Here is a 20,471-nt window from a genome sequence, read left to right as displayed (position 1 = left end):
CTCTGGGCGGGGTGTGCGGTCGGCACTTCGCCCAGTGCAAATAAAGGATGGGTCTTTCCTTGAAAGCCTGCCTCGGAACTTGCCAGACTACCGGTTGTTCGGATGCCCAGTAACAGGCCGCTGAGCACGTGGTTAAAAAGAAAAATTGGAGCATTACCCATGAAGGCATTAGGTATGAAGATAGCTGGCAAGACCCTCCTCGCCATGTCCCTGATGGGCGTGATGGCGGGTGCAGTTCAGGCGGATGACAAGGTTTTGCACGTCTACAACTGGTCCGATTACATCGCACCGGACACCGTCAAGAAGTTCGAGGCCGAGTCGGGGATCAAGGTCGTCTACGACGTGTTCGACAGCAACGAAACCCTCGAAGCCAAGTTGCTGGCAGGCAAGTCCGGCTACGACATCGTCGTGCCGTCGAACAACTTCCTGGCCAAGCAGATCAAGGCCGGCGTTTACCAGAAACTGGACAAGTCCAAGCTGCCTAACTGGAAGAACCTGAACCCTGACTTGCTTAAAGCCGTATCGGTGAGCGACCCGGGTAACGAACACGCCTTCCCTTACATGTGGGGTTCGATCGGTATCGGTTTCAACGCCGAGAAGGTCAAGGCTGCATTGGGTGCCGATGCGCCAACCAATTCCTGGGACCTGATCTTCAAACCTGAAAACGCCGCCAAGTTGAAGTCGTGCGGTATCAGTTTCCTCGATTCGCCAACCGAGATGATTCCAGTGGCGTTGCACTACCTGGGCTATCCAACCGACAGCCAGGACAAAAAACAACTGGCTGAAGCTGAAGCGCTGTTCCTGAAGATTCGTCCTTCGGTGGGCTACTTCCACTCGTCCAAGTACATCTCCGACCTGGCCAACGGCAACATCTGCGTAGCCGTCGGTTACTCGGGTGACATCTACCAGGCCAAGTCCCGTGCGGCTGAAGCCGGTGACAAGGTGAAAGTCAGCTACAACATTCCCAAAGAAGGTGCCGGCAGCTTCTACGACATGGTCGCCATCCCTAAAGATGCCGAAAACGTCGAAGGCGCCTACAAGTTCATGACCTTCCTGCAGAAGCCGGAAATCATGGCCGAGATCACCAACGCAGTGCGTTTCCCGAACGGTAACGCGGCTGCCACGGCATTGGTCGATAAAGACATCACCAGCGACCCGGGCGTTTATCCACCGGCTGACGTATTGGCCAAGCTGTACGCGATTGCCGACTTGCCGGCCGCGACCCAGCGGATCATGACCCGCAGTTGGACCAAGATTAAATCCGGTAAATAAGTAAACCCCTGTAGTAGCTGCCGAAGGCTGCGTTGAGGTCCGAAGGACCTCCGCGTTTTCAACATCACAACTGCTTCGCAGTTGAACGCAGCCTGCGGCAGCGGCTACAGATCTTCATAAAGTTTGCTGGAACGGTTTATCGAGGGTAAGTTGCGCGCCGGTTTTGTTGCCAGGCAGCCATGGCTGTCATGTGACGCTGGGCAACTTGGGCCCAACTAATTTTAGAGGACCTCCACGTGCCTATTTTTTCTTTATTGCGCAATGCCATGCTGGTCGGCGCCGGGCTGACACTTGCCGTCAGTGTCCAGGCCGCCGGTACTGTGCATATTTATAACTGGTCGGACTACATCGGCTCGACCACCCTGGCCGACTTCCAGAAAGAAACCGGGATCAAACCGGTGTATGACGTGTTCGACTCCAACGAAACCCTGGAAGGCAAGTTGCTGGCCGGGCGCACCGGCTACGACGTAGTCGTGCCGTCCAATCACTTCCTTGGCAAACAGATCAAGGCTGGCGCCTTCCAGAAGCTCGATAAATCGAAGCTGACCAACTACGCCAACCTCGACCCGGTGCTGCTCAAGCGCCTGGAACAGAACGATCCGGGCAACCTGTACGCTGTGCCGTACCTGTGGGGCACCAACGGCATCGGTTACAACGTCGACAAGATCAAGGCGGTGCTGGGCGTCGACAAGATCGACTCCTGGAGCGTGCTGTTCGAACCGGAGAACATCAAGAAGCTGCACAGCTGCGGCGTGGCGTTCCTCGATTCCGCCGATGAAATGATGCCGACGGTCCTCAACTACATGGGCCTGAACGCCAACAGCACCAACCCTGAAGATTACAAAAAGGCCACCGCCAAGTTGCTCGCGGTGCGGCCTTACGTGACGTACTTCCATTCGTCCAAGTACATCTCGGACCTGGCCAACGGCGACATCTGCATCGCCATCGGTTTCTCCGGTGACATGTTCCAGGCCAAGGCCCGCGCGGCCGAAGCCGGCAAAGGCGTGAACGTGGCCTACACCATTCCGAAAGAGGGTGGGGCGCTGTGGTTCGACATGCTGGCGATTCCGAAGGACTCGTCCAACGTCAAGGAAGCCCACGCCTTCATCAACTATTTGCTCAAGCCTGAAGTGATTGCACAGGTCAGCGATTCGGTTGGCTACGCGAACCCCAACCCTGGCTCGGACAAATTGATGGAGCAATCCATCCGCACGGACGAATCGGTGTACCCACCGCAAGCCGTCCTCGACAAGACCTACGTGTCGGTCGAGCTGCCGCCCAAGATTCAACGCTTGATGACCCGCAGCTGGACCACGGTCAAGACGGGTAAATAGCTTCAAGGCTCAAACTATCCAAGGTTGGCCCACCTCGGGCGAACTGCACTCTTTTTTTCTGGGAGTTTCGTAAATGGCAGTTGCCTCCGGCGCCTATAAGAAAGCCCTCGAGGGCGACCAGACACCGAAACAGGTGTTGGTCAAAATCGACCGGGTCACGAAGAAGTTCGACGAGACGATTGCCGTGGACGACGTGTCCCTGGAAATCAAGAAAGGCGAAATTTTCGCCCTGCTCGGCGGTTCGGGATCGGGCAAATCCACCTTGCTGCGCATGCTCGCAGGGTTTGAACGGCCCACGGAGGGGCGCATTTACCTCGACGGCGTCGACATCACCGAGATGCCGCCGTACGAGCGACCGATCAACATGATGTTCCAGTCCTACGCCTTGTTCCCGCACATGACCGTGGCGCAGAACATTGCCTTCGGCCTCAAGCAGGACAAGATCCCGGCCTCGGAAGTCGATGCCCGTGTCGCGGACATGCTCAAGCTGGTTCAGATGACGCAGTACGCCAAGCGCAAGCCGCATCAGTTGTCCGGTGGTCAGCGTCAGCGTGTGGCCCTGGCCCGTTCGTTGGCCAAGCGGCCGAAGCTGTTGCTGCTCGACGAACCGATGGGCGCACTGGATAAAAAACTGCGTTCGCAAATGCAGTTGGAGCTGGTCGAGATCATCGAGCGCGTCGGCGTAACCTGCGTCATGGTGACCCACGACCAGGAAGAAGCCATGACCATGGCCGAGCGCATCGCGATCATGCACCTGGGCTGGATCGCCCAGATCGGCAGCCCGATCGACATCTACGAAACCCCGACCAGCCGCCTGGTTTGCGAGTTCATCGGCAACGTCAACATCTTCGAAGGTGAAGTGATCGACGACGCCGAAGGCCACGCGACCATTACCTGCAAAGACCTCGATCGGCAGATCTACGTCGGCCACGGCATCAGCACCTCGGTGCAGGACAAATCCGTCACCTACGCGATCCGTCCAGAGAAACTGCTGGTCACCGCCGAGATGCCGACCTGCGAGTACAACTGGTCCAGCGGCAAGGTGCATGACATCGCCTACCTCGGCGGCCACTCGGTGTTCTACGTCGAATTGCCGAGCGGCAAACTGGTGCAGTCGTTTGTCGCCAACGCCGAACGCCGTGGCGCCCGTCCGACCTGGGGCGATCAGGTCTACGTGTACTGGGAAGACGACAGCGGTGTGGTACTTCGCTCATGAACATGCGCAAATTCAAACGCCGCCTCAATCGAATAATTCCCGGTGGCCGCCAACTGGTCATCGGGGTACCGTTCATCTGGCTGTTCATGTTCTTCATGCTGCCGTTCTTCATCGTCTTGAAGATCAGCTTCGCCGAAGCCGACGTGGCCATCCCGCCGTACACCGAGATCTACAGCTTCATTGACCAGAAGCTGCAGGTGCTGCTGAACCTGGGCAACTACGCGATGCTCGGCGACGACGAGTTGTACATCGCCGCGTACCTGGGTTCGCTGAAGATGGCGCTGATCAGCACCGTCCTCTGCTTGTTGATTGGCTACCCGATGGCCTACGCCATTGCCAGCGCCCGTAAAGAGCTGCAAACGGTGCTGGTGCTGCTGATCATGATGCCGACCTGGACGGCGATCCTGATCCGCGTTTACGCGTGGATGGGCATCCTCAGCAACAACGGCCTGCTCAACGGTTTCCTGATGAGCATGGGCTGGATCAACGAACCGCTGCAGATCCTCAACACCAACCTCGCGGTCTACATTGGCGTTGTGTATTCGTACCTGCCGTTCATGATCCTGCCGCTCTACGCCAACCTGGTGAAGCACGACAACAGCCTGCTGGAAGCCGCATCCGACCTGGGTTCGAGCACCTTCAACAGCTTCTGGAAAATCACCATTCCACTGTCCAAGAACGGCATTGTCGCCGGCTGCATGCTGGTGTTCATTCCGGTGGTCGGTGAGTTCGTGATCCCGGAACTGCTCGGCGGTCCGGAAACCCTGATGATCGGCAAAGTGCTGTGGCAAGAGTTCTTCAACAACCGTGACTGGCCGGTGGCGTCTGCCCTGGCGGTGGTGATGCTGGCGATCCTGATTGTGCCGATCATCCTGTTCAACCGTAGTCAGGCTAAAGAAATGGAGGGCAAAGAATGAAGAACTTCCGTTTCTCAAGCCTGATGCTGGTGCTGGGTTTGCTGTTTATCTACGCGCCGATGCTGATCCTGGTGATCTACTCGTTCAACGCCTCGAAACTGGTGACAGTGTGGGGCGGCTGGTCGATCAAGTGGTACGTGGGCCTGCTCGACAACACCCAATTGATGGGCTCGGTGGTGCGCTCACTGGAAATCGCCTGCTACACGGCGGTGGCCGCGGTTGCACTCGGTACGTTGGCGGCCTTCGTGCTGACCCGTATCACGCACTTCAAGGGTCGCACGCTGTTTGGTGGCCTGGTGACCGCGCCGTTGGTGATGCCCGAAGTGATCACCGGTCTGTCGCTGTTGCTGCTGTTCGTGGCGATGGCGCAGATGATCGGTTGGCCACAGGAACGCGGGATCATCACCATCTGGATCGCCCACACGACGTTCTGTGCGGCGTATGTGGCGGTGGTGGTGTCGGCGCGCTTGCGTGAGCTGGACCTGTCGATTGAAGAGGCGGCCATGGACCTGGGCGCGCGGCCGTGGAAGGTGTTCTTCCTGATCACCATCCCTATGATCGCGCCATCGTTGGCGGCGGGCGGGATGATGTCCTTCGCGCTGTCGCTGGATGACCTGGTGTTGGCGAGTTTCGTGTCCGGGCCTGGTTCAACGACCCTGCCGATGGAAGTGTTCTCGGCGGTGCGTCTGGGCGTGAAGCCAGAGATCAACGCTGTGGCCAGTCTGATTCTGTTGGCGGTGTCGATCGTGACCTTCCTGGTCTGGTTCTTCAGTCGCCGCGCCGAAGAAAACCGCAAGCGGGCGATTCAGCAAGCGATCGAAGAAGGTGCTGCCGATTCCTGGAAGCAACCGGACGTGCGTCGGGCGCAGCAAGCGCCGGAAGCGGCTTGATCCACGGATGATCGTTCCCACGCTCCGCGTGGGAATGCCTCTTGTGACGCTCCGCGTTACGCTTTGGGACGCGGAGCGCCCCGGGCTGCATTCCCACGCGGAGCGTGGGAACGATCAGTGTGGGGTCAGGCAACCCAAGGCGATTTGCGGATGATCTCGACAAAGTTCATCGGCTTGAACCCCGGCTCGCTGTCCACCAGCACATCTGCGTTCACCGTGCCAAACGTGGTGTCCGGCTTGTGTTTGAAGCCATTGGCGAACGCACACAGGATGCATTCCTTGAATCCTTCGCCACGCGGGTGAGCGTGCACCACCGCCTCACGCTGCTCGGTCGGGAACGCCGCGTAATCGATACCCAGCACATCCATTTCGACACCGGCCGTAACCAGCGCCACGTTCGGCCGCAGGTGTTGCGGCACGCCCGGCGTGGTGTGCAGGGCAATCGATAACCACACTTGTTCGATGTCGTCGTCGCTCAGGCCATAAGGCTTGAGGAAGGCTTTGGCGGCATTGGCACTGTCGACTTCAAACCGCTCGTTGTCGCTGCGTTGACCTTCCACCAGGCCCAGGTCATGGAACATCGCGCCGACGTAGAGCAACTCCGGGTTGTAGGCCAGTTGCTTGCGTTCACCGCTCAAAGCGCCGAACAGAAACACCCGGCGGGAGTGGTGGTACAGCAGGTCGGATTCGACGTCGCGGATGTATTCGGTGGTGGCTTTGGCCAATGCGCTGTCGGGGATTTTGATGCCGGCAATGATGCTGCTCATGGTGCTTTCCTCGTGGGGAACGCCGTGGCGGCGCTGATGGGGAAAGTCTGTTCCCGCATCCGCCAGCGGACAATCGATCCATGGCTGCGATCCCGGCCAATGAGCAGGCATATCGCGCCAACCTCGCTTGTTGTAGGGTTGGCGCAGATCTGTAGCAGCTGTCGAGCGGAGCGAGGCAGCGTTCGGCGACGAAGTCGTCGTAAACCCTGAGTACGCGATCTACCTGAAAAACCGCATAGCCTGATCTCACGACGACTTCGTCGCCGAACGCTGCCTCGCTCCGCTCGACAGCTGCTACAGGGGATCTATGTGCCATAGAGGCGTTTCGAACCATGCAAAAATCCGTCGCCATCGTGGTGTTTTCCGGCGTGCAGTCCCTGGACGTCACGGGGCCCATGGATGTGTTCGCCGAAGCCAATCGCTTCCTCGCGCCGGACGACCACTATCGGCTGGAGGTCATCGGTGTCGAGCGCGGGATGATGCCGTGCTCCAACGGTTTGTCCCTGAACGCGCACCGGCATTTCAGCGAAGCGCCGGACGCTTATGACTTGCTGCTGGTGGCCGGTGGGCCGCAGTTGCCGTTCCTGAATTTCGGCGCGACGTTCGATGCCTGGCTGCGCGATGCCTGCGCGCGGGCGCAGCGCTTTGGTTCGATATGCAATGGCGCGTTCATGTTGGCCCGGGCGGGGTTGCTCGAAGGGCGCACCGTGACCACCCACTGGGGCGATGCGACGGCGTTGGCGGCATTGTGTCCGTCTACTCAGGTCGAAGCGGATCGTTTGTACGTGCAGGACGGCGAGCTCTACACCTCGGCCGGGGTCACGGCGGGGATCGACCTGTCGCTGTACCTGCTGGGGCGCGATCACGGCCCGGAAGTCGCACTCAGCGTCGCCAAACGCCTGGTCGTGTTCACCCAGCGCTCGGGCGGGCAATCGCAGTTCAGTCCGTTCCTCACGCCCCACGCCGAACCGACGTCGGCGGTGGCGCTGGTGCAACTCTACGTGCTCGCCAACCTCACCGGCGACTTGGCCCTCGCGGATCTCGCCAACGCCGCCAACATGAGCGCGCGCAATTTTTCCCGGGTGTTTGCCAAGGAAGCCAAAGTGACCCCGGCGGAGTTTGTCGAGCGGGCGAGGGTGGATGCGGCGCGGGTGTTGCTGGAAAGCACGCGTTCGCCGCTCAAGACCGTGGCGTATCAGTGTGGCTTTCGTGACGCCCAGCACATGCGCAGCGTTTTCAACCGCCGGTTGGGAGTGACGCCGCAGCAGTTCAGGCTGAACTTCACGGCGATGGTTTGACGGTAAAGCACTGATCGTTCCCACGCTCCGCGTGGGAATGCATCCCGGGACGCTCCGCGTCCCAAGAGCGGACGCTAAGCGTCCATGGCAGCATTCCTACGCAGAGCGTGGGAACGATCAGCGCGACTCAGTTTTTCAGCGAGTCATACGCCTCAAGCGTACGCAGCGAATAGATATACGCCGCCCCGGCATTCAGCGAAATCGCCGTGGCCAAGGTCGCCGCCACTTCCTCGCGACTCGCCCCAGCCTTGATCGCCGCATCCGTATGAGCCGCAATACAACCATCGCACCGGGTAGTAATCGCCACCGCGATGGAGATCAGTTCACGCGTCTTGGCATCCAGCACATCATTTTCTGCGGCGGCTTCGCCGAGGGCCATGTAGGCCTTGACCATTTTCGGGTTGCTCTTGCCCAGCGCGCCAAAGGCTTTCTGGATGGTGGGCAGCAGTTCGGACCAGTTATTGAACATAGCGTTAACTCCTCAGCGGGTTGGGTGTACTGTTTCGACACGCTCAGTCTTGCCCTTTGGCGCGGTTCGGGTTTGTTCGATCCGCTCAGTAATTTCTTCGATGCGCTCAAATGAATTCGATCGATAAACTCATCACCCTGGCCAACGTTCGCGGCGTTCTGGATTTGCGCTGCCAATTCCAGGGCGACTGGGCGCTGGCCCACGAGCAACAAGCGCTGGGCATGGCGCCCTATCACATCGTGTTGGCCGGCGAGTGCCGCGTGGAATTTCCCGACGGTCAGCGCCTGCCGATGCGTGCCGGTGACATTCTGCTGCTGCCCGGCGGCACGCCCCACGTGATCCACAGTCCCGGAAAAACCGTCGCGCCCTCCGCGCAGAAGATCATCCACGGCGGCGCGTTGCCGGTGCATCGCATCGGTGGCGCCAGCCCGGATCTGGACATGCTCTGCGGGACCTTTCATTACAACCGTGCGTCGCTGCTGTTTGCGTCCTTGCCGGACTATCTGGTGATCCCTCGCGGCGCACTGCCGGCGAATGGGCCGTTGCCGGCGTTGGTCGAAGTGTTGCGCGGCGAGGCGGAGGGCAATCAGGCGGGGGCGAAGTTTCTGCTCGACGCGCTGTCCCAGGCGTTGTTCACCCTGATGCTGCGGGCGCATCTGGCGACCTTGGGGCCGGCCAGCGGCACACTGGCGCTGCTCGGCGACAAGCGCCTGGGACGCGCCTGGCAGGCGATGCTCGCCGATCCGGCCCATGAGTGGACCATCGAAAGCCTGGCCGAAACGGCGAGCATGTCCCGGGCCACATTCATGCGGGCGTTTGTGAAAGTGGCCGGGGTGTCGCCGTGGGTGTTGCTGACGCAGGTTCGGATGGAATTGGCGTTCAGTTTGCTGGGTCAATCGCACTTGGGGTTAAGTGATATTGCGTTGCAAGTTGGATATCAGTCCCAAGCGGCGTTCAGCAAGAAATTCAAAGAGATCTATGGCGAGGCGCCGGGTAGGGTGCGGCGGGGGATTTAGTTTTGTGGTGCTTGTGATGGCCTCATCGCGGGCAAGCCTCGCTCCTACAGATATCACCGTCCGTAGGAGCGAGGCTTGCCCGCGAAGGCGTCAGCCCTAACAACAAAAATCTACTGCGCAGCCCGCGCCGGCAACAGCTTCAACGTACTCCGCGTATTAGCCGTCACCTCTTCATCACTGAAATGCGCCTGCATATACATCCCATCGACATACGCCTCCGCCTGATCGTCATAGTGACTGTCAAACGGCACGCCACTCTGGCCAACCGGGTTGATTGTCAGGCTGTGGGCCGGGTCGGCGAAGTCGATCAAACGTCGGGTCGACGGGCCATACGTCACCGGCCACGGCGCCGGGCCGATCCGGGCCGAGAGGTTGTTCGGCACTTCGTGGGTGCCGGGCGCATCGAATGGACCGACGTTGAAGATCCGGTCCAACGGCTTCTGCGCCCCCAGCGGATGACCGTGAGTCAGCGTATGCACCTTGCCCCACTGCCACTGGGCGAAATCAGTACCGAGGACGGTCTTGAGGTGCGCGATGCTCGCCTGCCACGCCACTTTCACCGTATCGGCGCGGGTTTCCCTGGCCGGGGTGTTGCGATTGTCCCACCACGGCGAGTCAGCGGTGGCGGCCAGACGCGGTAACGCGGCGTCGATTACCCGGGTCGAGAGCAAGGTTTCAAAGAAGTCATTGCCCAACTCATCGCGCATCGTCGCGTCGGTCAGGTTGAACAGGAACTGGTTGAACACCGTGGCGCTGACGGAATTGAGCGGGTAGTCGCCTTGCCATTTAGCCAATTGCTCCACCAGTTTCAGTTCGGCCGGGTCGCTCACCACTTCACGCAGCACCGGCAACAGTGGCGCGAGTAAGCGTGGGCCGTAGGCGGTGGTGGTGCCCAGTTGCAGCTTCTGGTTGGCGTCGTTGTCCCACTTCACGTTCTTGTCGCTGAGCTGGCGATTGAGCTGCTGGCCGCGATCGGCCAGGTTGTAGTAACCGGGGATCTCCATGCCGGTGGGCGCAACCGGTTGGAAGTTGGCCGAGACGATATAGCCCCGCGCCGGGTTCTCTTCCTGAGGATTGGCGCTAAACGGGTAGAAGCCTTCCTTGTCCGCCTGATTGGTGCTGCCGTCGAGGATGAAGCCGGGCTTCACCCCGACCGCACGCTTGGGCAGCAGGGCTGACGCCCACCAACCGATATCACCTTTGGCGTTGGCGTAAACGATGTTCAGTCCTGGCGCCTGAACCTTGGCCGACGCGGCGCGGGCCTTGGCCAGGGTGTCGGCGCGGTTGAGCTGATAGAAACCTTCGAGAATCGGGTTCGGCGTTTCGAGGAACGCCCACCACATCGCGACCGGGGTCTTGCCGGCGGCAGTGCCGAGGGCGTCGTTGATGATCGGGCCGTGGGGCGACTGACGCAGGGTCAGCGTCACCGGCGGCTGGCCCTTCACGGCGATCTGCTGCTCGGTGTTGACCATGTCCACCCATTTGCCGCGATACCAGACTTGGTTCGGGTTGTCCGGGTTGACCTTCTCGGCGATCAAATCCAGATCGTCGTTCTGGAACATGGTCAGGCTCCAGCCGAAATCCAGGTTGTGGCCGAGAAAGGCAAACGGCACCAGCGCCTGATGATGACCGTAAAGCTCGAAACCCGGCGCCGACAGTTGCGCCTCGTACCACACCGACGGCACCGAGAAGCGAATATGCGGATCACCGGCCAGCAGCGGCTTGCCGCTTTTGCTGTGGTTGCCGGAGATGACCCAGGCGTTGCTGCCTTCGAACTGCGGCAGGCCGTTATCGGCCAGGGCTTGTTCGCTGAGGCGGGCGAGGGCGTTCAGGTCTTTCCAGTCGCCAGCAGCGAGGGCCGGGCCGGGGTTGGCGCGGGTTTTGGCCAGCACGCCTTTGGGCTGCCAGTCGAGGTCGAAGATGTTCAGGTAGTCAGGGCCGAGCTGATCGCGCACATACGTCAGTAATGGTTCGGTGCGAAACGCCGCGGCAAAGCTGTAGGCCATGTAGCCGGCGACGCTGATGCTGTCTTCGGCGGTGAAGGGGCGCTTGTGGATCCCCAGCACGTCGAACTCGGCGGGCGCGGCGTGGGTGTCCTGATATTGGTTGATGCCGTCCAGGTAAGCTTGCAGGGCCTTCCACGCCGGTGACTGCCGATCAAGGGCGGCCACATAACTCTCGGCGCGTTCGCGGATGCGCAGGCTGCGGAACAGTTTGTCGGTGTCCACCAGTTTCGGCCCGAGCACTTCGGCCAGTTCACCACGGGCCAGGCGGCGCATGGCTTCCATCTGGAACAAGCGGTCCTGGGCGTGCACGTAGCCGAGGGCGCGGTAGAGATCGGTTTCGTTGTCGGCGCGGATATGCGGCACGCCGCGCTCGTCGTAGCGCACGGTTACCGAACCTTGCAGGTGTTGCAACTCCACCTGGCCCTGGCGCGTCGGCTGCTTGCTGTAGACGTAGCCGCCAACCCCGATGGCGAGCGCGACGATCAGCAAGGCGAGTACGGTCAGGACGCGTTTCATGGTGACTCCTTGTTCTTCTTCGATTGCCGCCCGTGTGGGCTGCAAACATGTAGCACAGACCTCCTGTGCCGGGCATCACCGTCCTCGAATAGTCCGGAATGCCTTACTGCACTTGCACCGGCCATGGGCAGTAGCAACCCACGGCCATCGTGTGGGTTGCATTCACCGTTCGCCCTTCATTCAGCGCTTGCAGGATCGGCTCGATAAAACTGTTGCTCGAATTGCAGGTCAGGCCTTCGCTGTAGGGGCCGAAATAGGCGAGATTGCCGGCGCGGTCCCAGATCGCCACCGCCGGGCTGGCGGGGATCTGCTCCGAGCCGGGCAGCACGGTGATGGTTTTCAGGCTGCTCAAGGTGCTGGGCAATTGACCGTGACTGCCGGGACGTTGCACCGAAAAAAACTCCACGCCCTGCGGTACATACTGCTCGACGAGTTCGGTGAGGTGCTGTTGATTGCCGACATTGCACGGGCAGGCCGGGTCCCAGAAATGCACAAGGCGGATGGCGCCGGGGCCGGCGAGGTCGTCGGGCAGGCGCAACGGGTCGCCGGAAAACACCGCGGTATGTTCGCTGAACGCCCGCAGGTAGCGCCCCTGAAACCAGTCATAAGCGGCCCACAGCACGCCGGCGCACACGAGGGCGAGCAGGCTGGCAAGCAGTGTGGTGCGGTAGGCCGAACGCATGGGTTTCAATCCTCGAAGGTCGCCCAGCTTGCCATGCTTGCCGCGACAGATGAATATCGCAGGCCCATAAAGTCCGTTTCACGTTTTGGAAAAGTCTATGCCTGCCACTTTCGACCCCGATCATTTGCGCGCCAGTCTGCGGCCATTGGCCCAGTGGCAGCCGTTGTCGACGGAGGGCCTGGCCTATCAAGCGTTCTATGGGCTGGATTTTCCGGAGCGCACACTGCGCCGTGGCCTGGGGCGTTTTCAGGTCGATGGTTATGAAGTGGTCAGCCAAGTCTGGTGGCCGGAGCGGGCGAAGGCGACGTTGTTCCTGTTTCACGGTTTTTACGATCACACCGGGCTGTATCGGCATGTGATCGAATGGGCAATGGATCAGGGGTTCGCGGTGATTGCCTGCGACTTGCCAGGGCACGGGCTGTCCAGCGGCGAGCGCGCGAGCATCAAGGATTTCTCCGAGTATCAGGACACCCTGCAAAGCTTGTTCGCCGAAGCGCAGTCCCTGGATTTACCGCAGCCGTGGCATTTGTTCGGACAGAGCACCGGCGGGGCGATTGTGATCGACCATGTGCTTAATCAGGGCGCGGACAGCCCGGCGCAAGGCCAGGTGATCCTGCTGTCGCCGCTGGTACGACCCCGGGCCTGGGGCTGGTCGCAGTTGAGTTATTACCTGCTCAAACCCTTTGTCAAAGGCATCGCCCGACGCTTTAGCGAGAACTCTAACGACCCCGCATTCTTACCCTTTCTGCAAGCCGATCCGTTGCAGCCGCTACGTTTGCCAACCGCATGGGTCGGCGCATTGGGGCGCTGGATCAAGCGTATCGAGGCGTCTGCGAATAGTCCGCGCCGGCCGCTGATCGTGCAGGGGCAGGCGGACATGACGGTGGACTGGGAGCACAACCTGGAGGTGTTGAAGGCCAAGTTTGATCAGCCGCAGGTGTTGATGTTGCCCCAGGCACGGCATCATTTGGCGAATGAGACGCCGGCGTTGCGGGAGGAGTATTTCGGGTTTTTGACGAAGCGGATCAAGGGGCGGAATCTCTAGCGCCTGTTCCGGGCTCTTCGCGGGCAACGAAAGCTTACTGCCCCACCGCCAACCCCGCCCGAATCGCCGCCAACGCCGCCTGGTAATACGCCTTGCCCTCATCCGACTCGGCAAACGTGGCGAACTCTTCCAGTTCGTTATCCGACAAGTCGCGGTAAACGTAGAGCAGCGTGTTATTCAGGTCGGCGCCTATCTGATCCATCAAGCGCTGGCGCTGACCATTCAACATCCCGGGAGCCTGACCGCCACCGAGCAGACCGGGGATCATCGAACTCAAGCTGTCGGCCGCAACGCCGGCAATCGCCAACGTGACTTCGGCGCCTGCCTCGCGAGCGGGCAGGGCCTGGGCGAGATGGCCGATGATCAGCAGGCGAGTGTCGCTGGCTTCAATCTTGGGCAAGCCCTTGGCATTTTTCGCCAATTGATCGCGCCGGGTCGCCAGCAGTTCGGCGGCGACCACTTTCTTGCCCAGCGGTGTCTGGAAAAAGGTCAGTGCCGGTTTCGGATCGGCGAGGGTCTTGCGCAGTTGTGCTTCGGCGCGCTGGTCCATGGCCTGGGGGGCGAAGCGCTGGTTGCTGTTGTTCACCAGTGCCTGAAACACCGCAGGCGGCAAGCTGTTCTGGTAGCGCTGCTGAGCGGCTGAGAGGGCGTCGTTAAAATGCGCGCGTTGGTCTGGCCAACCGGCGACCTTGTACAACTGGTCGTGGCCGTCTGCCCAGGCGGGCAAAACACAGAGCATCAACAGTGAAAAAAGCAAACGGCGCATAGGGACTCCTGTCGGCAGGCGACTATTCTCCGTGCGGTACAGGAACTTGTCGAGAATTCGTATCAGCCCGCTGCGCGGCTCTGTCGGATTTGCAGGCACAGGAATACTATGCGCGCCATGCAAATACCCTCTGATCACCCGCTGCTGTTACGTATCGTCGACGACCTGGCCGAACGGGGCTGGTCGCAGCAGAATATTTTCCTGCCTCTGGGTCTGACCCGGGAACTGGCGGCTGAGTGCCGTAAACGTGCGGCCGAGGGTGAATTGGCCCCGGCGGCGGTGGGGCGCGGGCCGACGTCGGAGATTCGCGAAGGTATTCGCGGCGACCACATTCAGTGGCTCGAACCCGGCGAAACCGAGTCCTGCGACAGCTACCTGAGCTTGATGGACAGCCTGCGCGAAGCGATGAATCGCGGTCTGTTCCTCGGCCTGGAAGATTTCGAAAGCCACTTCGCCCTGTACCCGCCCGGTGCGTTCTACCTCAAGCATGTGGACCGTTTCCGCGACGATGACCGGCGCATGGTCTCGGCGGTGATCTACCTCAATGACGCCTGGCTGCCCGAACACGGCGGCGAACTGCGCATGTACCTGAAAGAAGGTGTCGAACACAATGTGGTGCCCACCGGTGGATGCCTGGTGGTGTTCCTGTCAGGCGAGGTGCCCCACGAAGTCCTGCCCGCGACCCGGGATCGCCTGTCATTGACCGGCTGGTTCCGCCGTCGCGGCAACGAGCCGTTCTGATCATGCAAAAGATTCTGGTAAGCCGCTGCCTGCTGGGCCATCGCGTACGTTACGACGGCGGAGCGAGTGGGCCATTTGATCTGTTGGACCAATGGATCGCCGAGGGGCGGGTCGTACCGTTGTGTCCGGAAGTAGCGGGTGGGTTGCCGACGCCGCGCGCCGCAGCGGAGATTCCGGGCGGGCAGGGTGGTGAAGTGCTCGATGGCCATGCGCCGGTGATCACCACTGAAGGCGAAGACGTCAGCGCGGAGTTTCTTTCGGGGGCTTATCAGGCACTGGAGTTGGTGCAGAAGCACGGCATCCGGATTGCGGTGTTGAAGGCCAACAGCCCGTCCTGCGGGAATTTGCTTACGTATGACGGCAGCTTCAGTGGGGTGAAGGTCGCTGGTGAAGGGGTGACGGCGGCGCTGCTCAAGCGCCATGGCGTTCAAGTCTTCAGTGAGCTTGAGTTGCTGCAAGCGTCGGCCGCATTGGCAACCCTCAATTAACGACTGACACAAAAACCTGTGGGAGCGAACCTGACATTCAACATCATCGTTGACTGTTGCACCGCTTTCGCGAGCAGGCTCGCTCCCACAAGGTATTCATCAACCTGAAATCAGGGCTTGGGCTCCACACTCGTATCCGCCCCAAACCACTTCTGCGTCAACGCCTCCAGCCGACCATCCGCCTTGATCCGCTGCAACGCGTTGTCGAGGCTGGCCTGGAACGCCGGGTTACCTTTCTGGAACGGAATCGCCAGGCTTACCGGTTCGCTGGCCTTCGGCGCCTCTTCCTTCAGCGTTTGCACCAGCAGCATCGACTGCGGTTGCTCTTCTTTCTGCGCGATCAATTGCGCATCGGTGTGGCTGTAAGGCTCGCTGAAGTCGAAACGATCCTTCAGATCCGCGGTCATTGCTATGTGGTTGATGGCGACGTCGTACTTGCCGGTTTCAACGCCTGGCAGCAGTTCGCTGGCATCGGTGACGACGAAGTCGGCCCGTACATCCAGTTCATTGGCCAGCAACTGCCCCAATTCGACTTCGAACCCGGTGAGTTTGCCGTCGTCCTTGAAATTGAAGGGCGGTGTATTAGCCTCAAGAGCAATGCGCAATTCGCCGCGGTCGTATACGTCGTCAATCAGTTCGGCATGGGCCAAAGGGCTCAAAAGGGGTAGCAGGCAGATCAGGCCAGGCAAAAAGCGCATGGTCACTCCTTTGAATTCATTATTGCGATGCTCTGATTCAGGCTCGCTTTGCTATGGTTGTCGAGGTCCTTCGACAACGAATGGCCGTGAAGTTGTCTCGGTCACGCGGATTTTACGGAAAAACTGGAGAAGAGAATGAAAACGTTTATGTCACGAGCAGCATTGGCTGGCCTGTTGATGGGTGTGTCGATGCTGGCCAGCGCCGCTACCCCGGCCCCTAAAGGTGCCGAAGTGTTCATCGTATCTCCCGAAGACGGTGCCACCATCGAACAAACCTCTATCGTCAAATTCGGCGTCAAGGATGTCTCACTGGCTCCGGCGGGTGATGTGACGAAAAACACCGGTCACCACCACTTGCTGATCGACGTCGACAAACTGCCAGCCGCCGGCGCGCCGATTCCGCTGGACGCCAACCACATGCACTTCGGTAAAGCGCAGACCCAGGCCGAAATCAAATTGGCCCCGGGCAAGCACACTTTGCAACTGGAATTGGGCGATAGCAGCCATATGCCGTTCGATCCGCCAATCGTGTCGAAGAAGATCACCGTCAACGTGAAATAAAAAAAGGGAGCCCTTTTCGGGGCTCCCTTTTTTTATTAGCTGCAAGCTTCAAGCTAGAAGCTTCAAGTCAAAGCAAACCGCACTCAACTTGCCGCTTGAAGCTTGCCACTTGTAGCTGCTCTTTTAGAACAACACACGGCAACGAATGGTGCCGTTGATGTGCTGCAGTTTCTCTTGGGCGATTTCCGAGTAGTCAGCATCGACGTCGATCACGACGTAGCCGACTTTCTCGTTGGTCTGCAGGAACTGACCGGAGATGTTGATGCCGTTTTCGGCGAAGACCTTGTTGATCTCGCTCATCACACCCGGGATGTTCTCGTGGATGTGCAGCAGACGGTGCTTGCCAGGGTGAGCCGGCAGGGCCACTTCCGGGAAGTTAACGGACGATACCGAGGTACCGTTATCGCTGTACTTGACCAGTTTCTCCGCCACTTCCAGACCGATGTTGGCTTGCGCTTCAGCGGTGGAACCGCCGATGTGCGGGGTCAGGATCACGTTGTCCAGGCCGCGCAGCGGGCTCTCGAACTCTTCGTCGTTGGAGCGTGGCTCCACCGGGAATACGTCGATGGCCGCGCCGATCAAGTGCTTGTCCTTGATCGCATCTGCCAGGGCTTGCAGTTCAACCACGGTGCCGCGAGCGGCGTTGATCAGGATGCCGCCCTTCTTGATAGAGCGGATTTCCTTCTCGCCGATCATCCACTGGGTAGCAGCGGTTTCCGGTACGTGCAGGGTGACGATGTCGGACATGGCCAGCAGGTCGGTCAGCTTGCCGACCTGAGTGGCGTTGCCCAATGGCAGCTTGGTCACGGTGTCGTAGAAGAACACCTGCATGCCCAAGCCTTCCGCCAGAACCGACAATTGCGTACCGATCGAGCCATAACCGACGATGCCGAGCTTCTTGCCACGGATTTCGAAGGAGTTGGCCGCGCTCTTGATCCAGCCGCCACGGTGGCAGGAAGCGTTCTTCTCAGGGATGCCGCGCAGCAACAGGATCGCTTCGGCCAGCACCAGCTCAGCTACGGAGCGAGTGTTGGAGTACGGCGCGTTGAACACCGCGATGCCGCGTTCGCGGGCAGCGTTCAGGTCAACCTGGTTGGTGCCGATGCAGAAACACCCTACAGCCACGAGCTTCTTCGCGTGATCGAAGATCTCTTCGGTCAGTTGAGTGCGAGAGCGAATGCCGATGAAGTGCGCATCAGCGATCTTTTCCTTCAGCTGGGCTTCCGGCAGAGAACCGGTGAGGTACTCGATGCTGGTGTAGCCCGCCGACTTGAGAACGTCGACAGCCGATTGGTGGACGCCTTCGAGAAGAAGGAACTTGATCTTGCTCTTATCGAGAGAAGTCTTGCTCATCTGCGTAAACCTGTATCCCGGAGAAAAATGGCAGGAAGTAGCCAGCAGATGCTGACCCGGACGGCAACAATGCCGTCACCGCAGAATAGCCGTTGGGCACTACCCTGCGGGGTCGGTATGCTAGCATACGCACCCCGCTAAACACTCATTCCTGCGACGTGAAGCGTTCTCAGGATGACCATGAATTGTTCGAGAGTTCTGTCGATGACCAATCCTGCCCTGATTGAAGAGCTGAAGACCCTGGTTGAGCCTGGCAAGGTGCTGACCGATGCCGACTCCCTCAATGCTTATGGCAAGGATTGGACCAAGCATTTCGCCCCGGCCCCCACGGCCATCGTGTTTCCCAAGACCACCGAGCAGGTCCAGGCCATTGTCCGTTGGGCCAATGAGCACAAGGTGGCGTTGGTGCCGTCCGGCGGACGCACCGGTTTGTCTGCCGCTGCGGTGGCGGCCAATGGCGAAGTGGTCGTTTCGTTCGACTATATGAACCAGATCCTCGACGTGAACCTCACCGACCGCACGGCCGTTTGTCAGCCAGGCGTGGTCACCGAGCATTTGCAGAACGTCGCTGAAGAAAAAGGCCTGTACTACCCGGTGGACTTCGCTTCTGCCGGTTCGAGCCAGATTGGCGGCAATATCGGCACCAATGCCGGCGGGATCAAGGTGATTCGCTACGGCATGACCCGCAACTGGGTGGCCGGCATGAAAGTCGTCACCGGCAAGGGCGATCTGCTGGAGCTGAACCGCGACCTGATCAAGAACGCCACCGGCTACGACCTGCGCCAGCTGTTTATCGGCGCCGAGGGCACCCTCGGTTTTGTGGTCGAAGCGACCATGCGCCTGGACCGTGCGCCGAAAAACCTCACCGCCATGGTCCTCGGCACCGCCGATTTCGACTCGATCATGCCGGTATTGCACGCGTTCCAGAGCAAACTGGACCTGACCGCGTTTGAATTCTTCTCCGACAAAGCCCTGACCAAGATTATGGGGCGCGGCGATGTGCCGGCGCCGTTCGAAACCGACTGCCCGTTCTACGCGCTGCTGGAATTCGAAGCGACCACCGAAGAAGTGGCCAACCACGCCCTGGAAACCTTCGAGCACTGCGTCGAGCAGGGCTGGGTGCTGGACGGCGTGATGAGCCAGAGCGAAACCCAGCTTCAGAACCTGTGGAAGCTGCGCGAATACATCTCTGAAACCATCTCCCACTGGACACCGTACAAGAACGACATTTCGGTCACTGTGTCGAAAATCCCGGCGTTCCTGAAGGAAATCGATGCGATCGTCGGCGAACACTACCCGGATTTCGAAATCGTCTGGTTCGGCCACATCGGCGACGGCAACCTGCACTTGAACATCCTCAAGCCGGAAAACCTGAGCAAGGACGAGTTCTTTGCCAAGTGCGCTACGGTCAACAAGTGGGTGTTCGAAACCGTCGAAAAGTACAACGGTTCGATTTCCGCCGAGCACGGCGTGGGCATGACCAAACGTGACTACTTGACCTACAGCCGTTCCCCGGTTGAGATCGAGTACATGAAAGCCGTCAAGGCGGTGTTCGACCCGAACGGCATCATGAACCCGGGCAAAATTTTCGCTGTTTGACTTTTGAATTTAAGCGCTACGAAACAGGAGTCGGTTATGAGCTATCAGCACCAGTATGTCGACGGTACGCGTATTCACTTCCCGCTCGGGAAAGTGGTGTGCATCGGCCGTAACTATGCCGAACACGCCAAGGAACTGGACAATCCGGTGCCTACCGAGCCGCTACTGTTCATCAAGCCGGGCAGTTGCGTGGTGCCGCTGGAAGGCGGTTTTGCCATTCCGACCGAGCGTGGCTCGGTGCACTACGAAGCGGAAATCGCCGTGTTGATCGGCAAGCCTCTGTCGACCAAGCCGAGCCGTGAAGAAGTGCTCGACGCCATCTCCGGTTTCGCCCCGGCCCTGGACCTGACCCTGCGCGACAAGCAGGCCGAGCTGAAATCCAAGGGCCTGCCGTGGGAAATCGCCAAGTCCTTCGATGGCGCGGCAGTGCTTGCACCGTTCGTGTCCGCCGGCAGCTTCGCCGACCTGACCGACATCGGCATCCGCCTGACCATCAACGGCGAAGTGCGCCAGGATGGCAACAGCAAGGACATGCTCAACCCGATCGTACCGATGATCCAGTACATGGCCGGCTGCTTCTCGCTGCAGGCCGGTGACGTGATCCTGACCGGTACGCCAGTGGGTGTCGGCCCGCTGAATGTCGGTGACGAGCTGGTGCTGGAATTGCCGGGTGTCAGCAGCTTCAACAGCAGCGTCCGCTAGTCCAACGATCGTTCCCACGCTCCGCGTGGGAATGCATCCCGTGACGCTCCGCGTCACATCCGAAGCGGACGCGGAGCGTCCATGGCGGCATTCCCACGCAGAGCGTGGGAACGATCATGACGATCATGACGATCA

General features: G+C 60.0%; 20 protein-coding genes. 13 read left to right on the top strand and 7 right to left on the bottom strand.

Annotated elements, in window-relative coordinates; translation table 11 throughout:
• Nucleotides 1–174 precede the first annotated feature (174 nt).
• The 5 genes from ACA071_RS30095 (at nucleotide 175) to ACA071_RS30075 (ending at nucleotide 5,629) form a co-directional block, all read left to right on the top strand.
• Entirely contained in the window at nucleotides 175–1,272 is a 1,098-nt protein-coding gene (locus ACA071_RS30095; protein WP_497645405.1) for a polyamine ABC transporter substrate-binding protein, read from the top strand.
• 236 nt (nucleotides 1,273–1,508) lie between these two features.
• Nucleotides 1,509–2,606, top strand: a complete 1,098-nt coding sequence (locus ACA071_RS30090; protein WP_497642338.1) for a polyamine ABC transporter substrate-binding protein — start codon at nucleotides 1,509–1,511, stop codon at nucleotides 2,604–2,606.
• A gap of 73 nt (nucleotides 2,607–2,679) precedes the next feature.
• Nucleotides 2,680–3,822 carry an ABC transporter ATP-binding protein gene (locus ACA071_RS30085; protein ID WP_497642337.1) on the top strand — a complete coding sequence of 381 codons (1,143 nt, stop codon included), beginning with the start codon at nucleotides 2,680–2,682 and terminating at the stop codon, nucleotides 3,820–3,822.
• Between the two features lie 35 nt (nucleotides 3,823–3,857).
• On the top strand, nucleotides 3,858–4,739 hold the full coding sequence (locus tag ACA071_RS30080; protein ID WP_497645404.1) for an ABC transporter permease subunit: 882 nt from the start codon (nucleotides 3,858–3,860) through the stop codon (nucleotides 4,737–4,739).
• Nucleotides 4,736–5,629, top strand: coding sequence for an ABC transporter permease subunit (locus tag ACA071_RS30075; protein WP_497642336.1), 894 nt, complete (start codon nucleotides 4,736–4,738; stop codon nucleotides 5,627–5,629). The genes ACA071_RS30080 and ACA071_RS30075 overlap by 4 nt, the downstream gene beginning before the upstream one ends.
• Before the next feature lie 125 nt (nucleotides 5,630–5,754).
• On the opposite strand, the gene ACA071_RS30070 is transcribed toward ACA071_RS30075, so the two are convergent.
• Nucleotides 5,755–6,396: an HD domain-containing protein gene (locus ACA071_RS30070; RefSeq protein WP_169372599.1), complete on the bottom strand. Its 642-nt coding sequence runs from the start codon at nucleotides 6,394–6,396 to the stop codon at nucleotides 5,755–5,757.
• Between the two features lie 332 nt (nucleotides 6,397–6,728).
• Here ACA071_RS30070 and ACA071_RS30065 point away from each other — a divergent pair, with 332 nt between their 5' ends.
• Complete coding sequence (locus ACA071_RS30065; protein WP_497642335.1) at nucleotides 6,729–7,694, top strand: GlxA family transcriptional regulator; 966 nt, start codon at nucleotides 6,729–6,731, stop codon at nucleotides 7,692–7,694.
• Between the two features lie 127 nt (nucleotides 7,695–7,821).
• On the opposite strand, the gene ACA071_RS30060 is transcribed toward ACA071_RS30065, so the two are convergent.
• The gene (locus tag ACA071_RS30060; protein WP_054616978.1) at nucleotides 7,822–8,163 is read right to left on the bottom strand and encodes a carboxymuconolactone decarboxylase family protein; all 342 of its coding nucleotides are present in this window, start codon (nucleotides 8,161–8,163) and stop codon (nucleotides 7,822–7,824) included.
• Nucleotides 8,164–8,273: 110 nt separating this feature from the next.
• Here ACA071_RS30060 and ACA071_RS30055 point away from each other — a divergent pair, with 110 nt between their 5' ends.
• Nucleotides 8,274–9,179 (top strand): AraC family transcriptional regulator, encoded by a 906-nt coding sequence (locus ACA071_RS30055; RefSeq protein ID WP_497642334.1) that lies wholly within the window; start codon nucleotides 8,274–8,276, stop codon nucleotides 9,177–9,179.
• Nucleotides 9,180–9,289: 110 nt separating this feature from the next.
• Here the strand turns inward: ACA071_RS30055 and ACA071_RS30050 are convergent, their stop codons facing one another.
• Nucleotides 9,290–11,701 carry a penicillin acylase family protein gene (locus ACA071_RS30050; protein ID WP_497642333.1) on the bottom strand — a complete coding sequence of 804 codons (2,412 nt, stop codon included), beginning with the start codon at nucleotides 11,699–11,701 and terminating at the stop codon, nucleotides 9,290–9,292.
• A 103-nt stretch (nucleotides 11,702–11,804) separates the two neighbouring features.
• The gene (locus ACA071_RS30045) at nucleotides 11,805–12,383 is read right to left on the bottom strand and encodes a DUF6436 domain-containing protein (RefSeq protein ID WP_497642332.1); all 579 of its coding nucleotides are present in this window, start codon (nucleotides 12,381–12,383) and stop codon (nucleotides 11,805–11,807) included.
• A 97-nt stretch (nucleotides 12,384–12,480) separates the two neighbouring features.
• Between ACA071_RS30045 and bipL the strand changes: the two genes are divergently transcribed.
• Nucleotides 12,481–13,428 carry a phospholipase BipL gene (gene bipL, locus ACA071_RS30040; protein WP_497642331.1) on the top strand — a complete coding sequence of 316 codons (948 nt, stop codon included), beginning with the start codon at nucleotides 12,481–12,483 and terminating at the stop codon, nucleotides 13,426–13,428.
• A 34-nt stretch (nucleotides 13,429–13,462) separates the two neighbouring features.
• Here the strand turns inward: bipL and ACA071_RS30035 are convergent, their stop codons facing one another.
• Entirely contained in the window at nucleotides 13,463–14,194 is a 732-nt protein-coding gene (locus ACA071_RS30035; RefSeq protein WP_169372606.1) for a DUF2059 domain-containing protein, read from the bottom strand.
• 108 nt (nucleotides 14,195–14,302) lie between these two features.
• Between ACA071_RS30035 and ACA071_RS30030 the strand changes: the two genes are divergently transcribed.
• Both ACA071_RS30030 and ACA071_RS30025 read left to right on the top strand, forming a co-directional pair.
• Nucleotides 14,303–14,935 carry a 2OG-Fe(II) oxygenase gene (locus tag ACA071_RS30030; protein ID WP_497642330.1) on the top strand — a complete coding sequence of 211 codons (633 nt, stop codon included), beginning with the start codon at nucleotides 14,303–14,305 and terminating at the stop codon, nucleotides 14,933–14,935.
• A 2-nt stretch (nucleotides 14,936–14,937) separates the two neighbouring features.
• The gene (locus ACA071_RS30025; protein WP_497642329.1) at nucleotides 14,938–15,423 is read left to right on the top strand and encodes a 2-thiouracil desulfurase family protein; all 486 of its coding nucleotides are present in this window, start codon (nucleotides 14,938–14,940) and stop codon (nucleotides 15,421–15,423) included.
• A gap of 110 nt (nucleotides 15,424–15,533) precedes the next feature.
• Here the strand turns inward: ACA071_RS30025 and ACA071_RS30020 are convergent, their stop codons facing one another.
• The gene (locus ACA071_RS30020) at nucleotides 15,534–16,121 is read right to left on the bottom strand and encodes a transporter substrate-binding domain-containing protein (protein ID WP_497642328.1); all 588 of its coding nucleotides are present in this window, start codon (nucleotides 16,119–16,121) and stop codon (nucleotides 15,534–15,536) included.
• 135 nt (nucleotides 16,122–16,256) lie between these two features.
• On the opposite strand from ACA071_RS30020, the gene ACA071_RS30015 reads away from it, so the two are divergent.
• Nucleotides 16,257–16,682, top strand: a complete 426-nt coding sequence (locus ACA071_RS30015) for a DUF4399 domain-containing protein (protein ID WP_497642327.1) — start codon at nucleotides 16,257–16,259, stop codon at nucleotides 16,680–16,682.
• Nucleotides 16,683–16,805: 123 nt separating this feature from the next.
• On the opposite strand, the gene serA is transcribed toward ACA071_RS30015, so the two are convergent.
• Nucleotides 16,806–18,035 carry a phosphoglycerate dehydrogenase gene (gene serA / locus ACA071_RS30010; RefSeq protein ID WP_497642326.1) on the bottom strand — a complete coding sequence of 410 codons (1,230 nt, stop codon included), beginning with the start codon at nucleotides 18,033–18,035 and terminating at the stop codon, nucleotides 16,806–16,808.
• Nucleotides 18,036–18,239: 204 nt separating this feature from the next.
• Here serA and ACA071_RS30005 point away from each other — a divergent pair, with 204 nt between their 5' ends.
• Both ACA071_RS30005 and ACA071_RS30000 read left to right on the top strand, forming a co-directional pair.
• Entirely contained in the window at nucleotides 18,240–19,634 is a 1,395-nt protein-coding gene (locus tag ACA071_RS30005) for a D-2-hydroxyglutarate dehydrogenase (protein WP_497642325.1), read from the top strand.
• Between the two features lie 36 nt (nucleotides 19,635–19,670).
• Nucleotides 19,671–20,336 carry a fumarylacetoacetate hydrolase family protein gene (locus ACA071_RS30000; RefSeq protein WP_149660278.1) on the top strand — a complete coding sequence of 222 codons (666 nt, stop codon included), beginning with the start codon at nucleotides 19,671–19,673 and terminating at the stop codon, nucleotides 20,334–20,336.
• Nucleotides 20,337–20,471 lie beyond the last annotated feature (135 nt).

It is taken from the genome of Pseudomonas sp. LBUM1646 (assembly GCF_059716165.1).
This window is presented reverse-complemented; position numbering and strand designations above follow the sequence as displayed.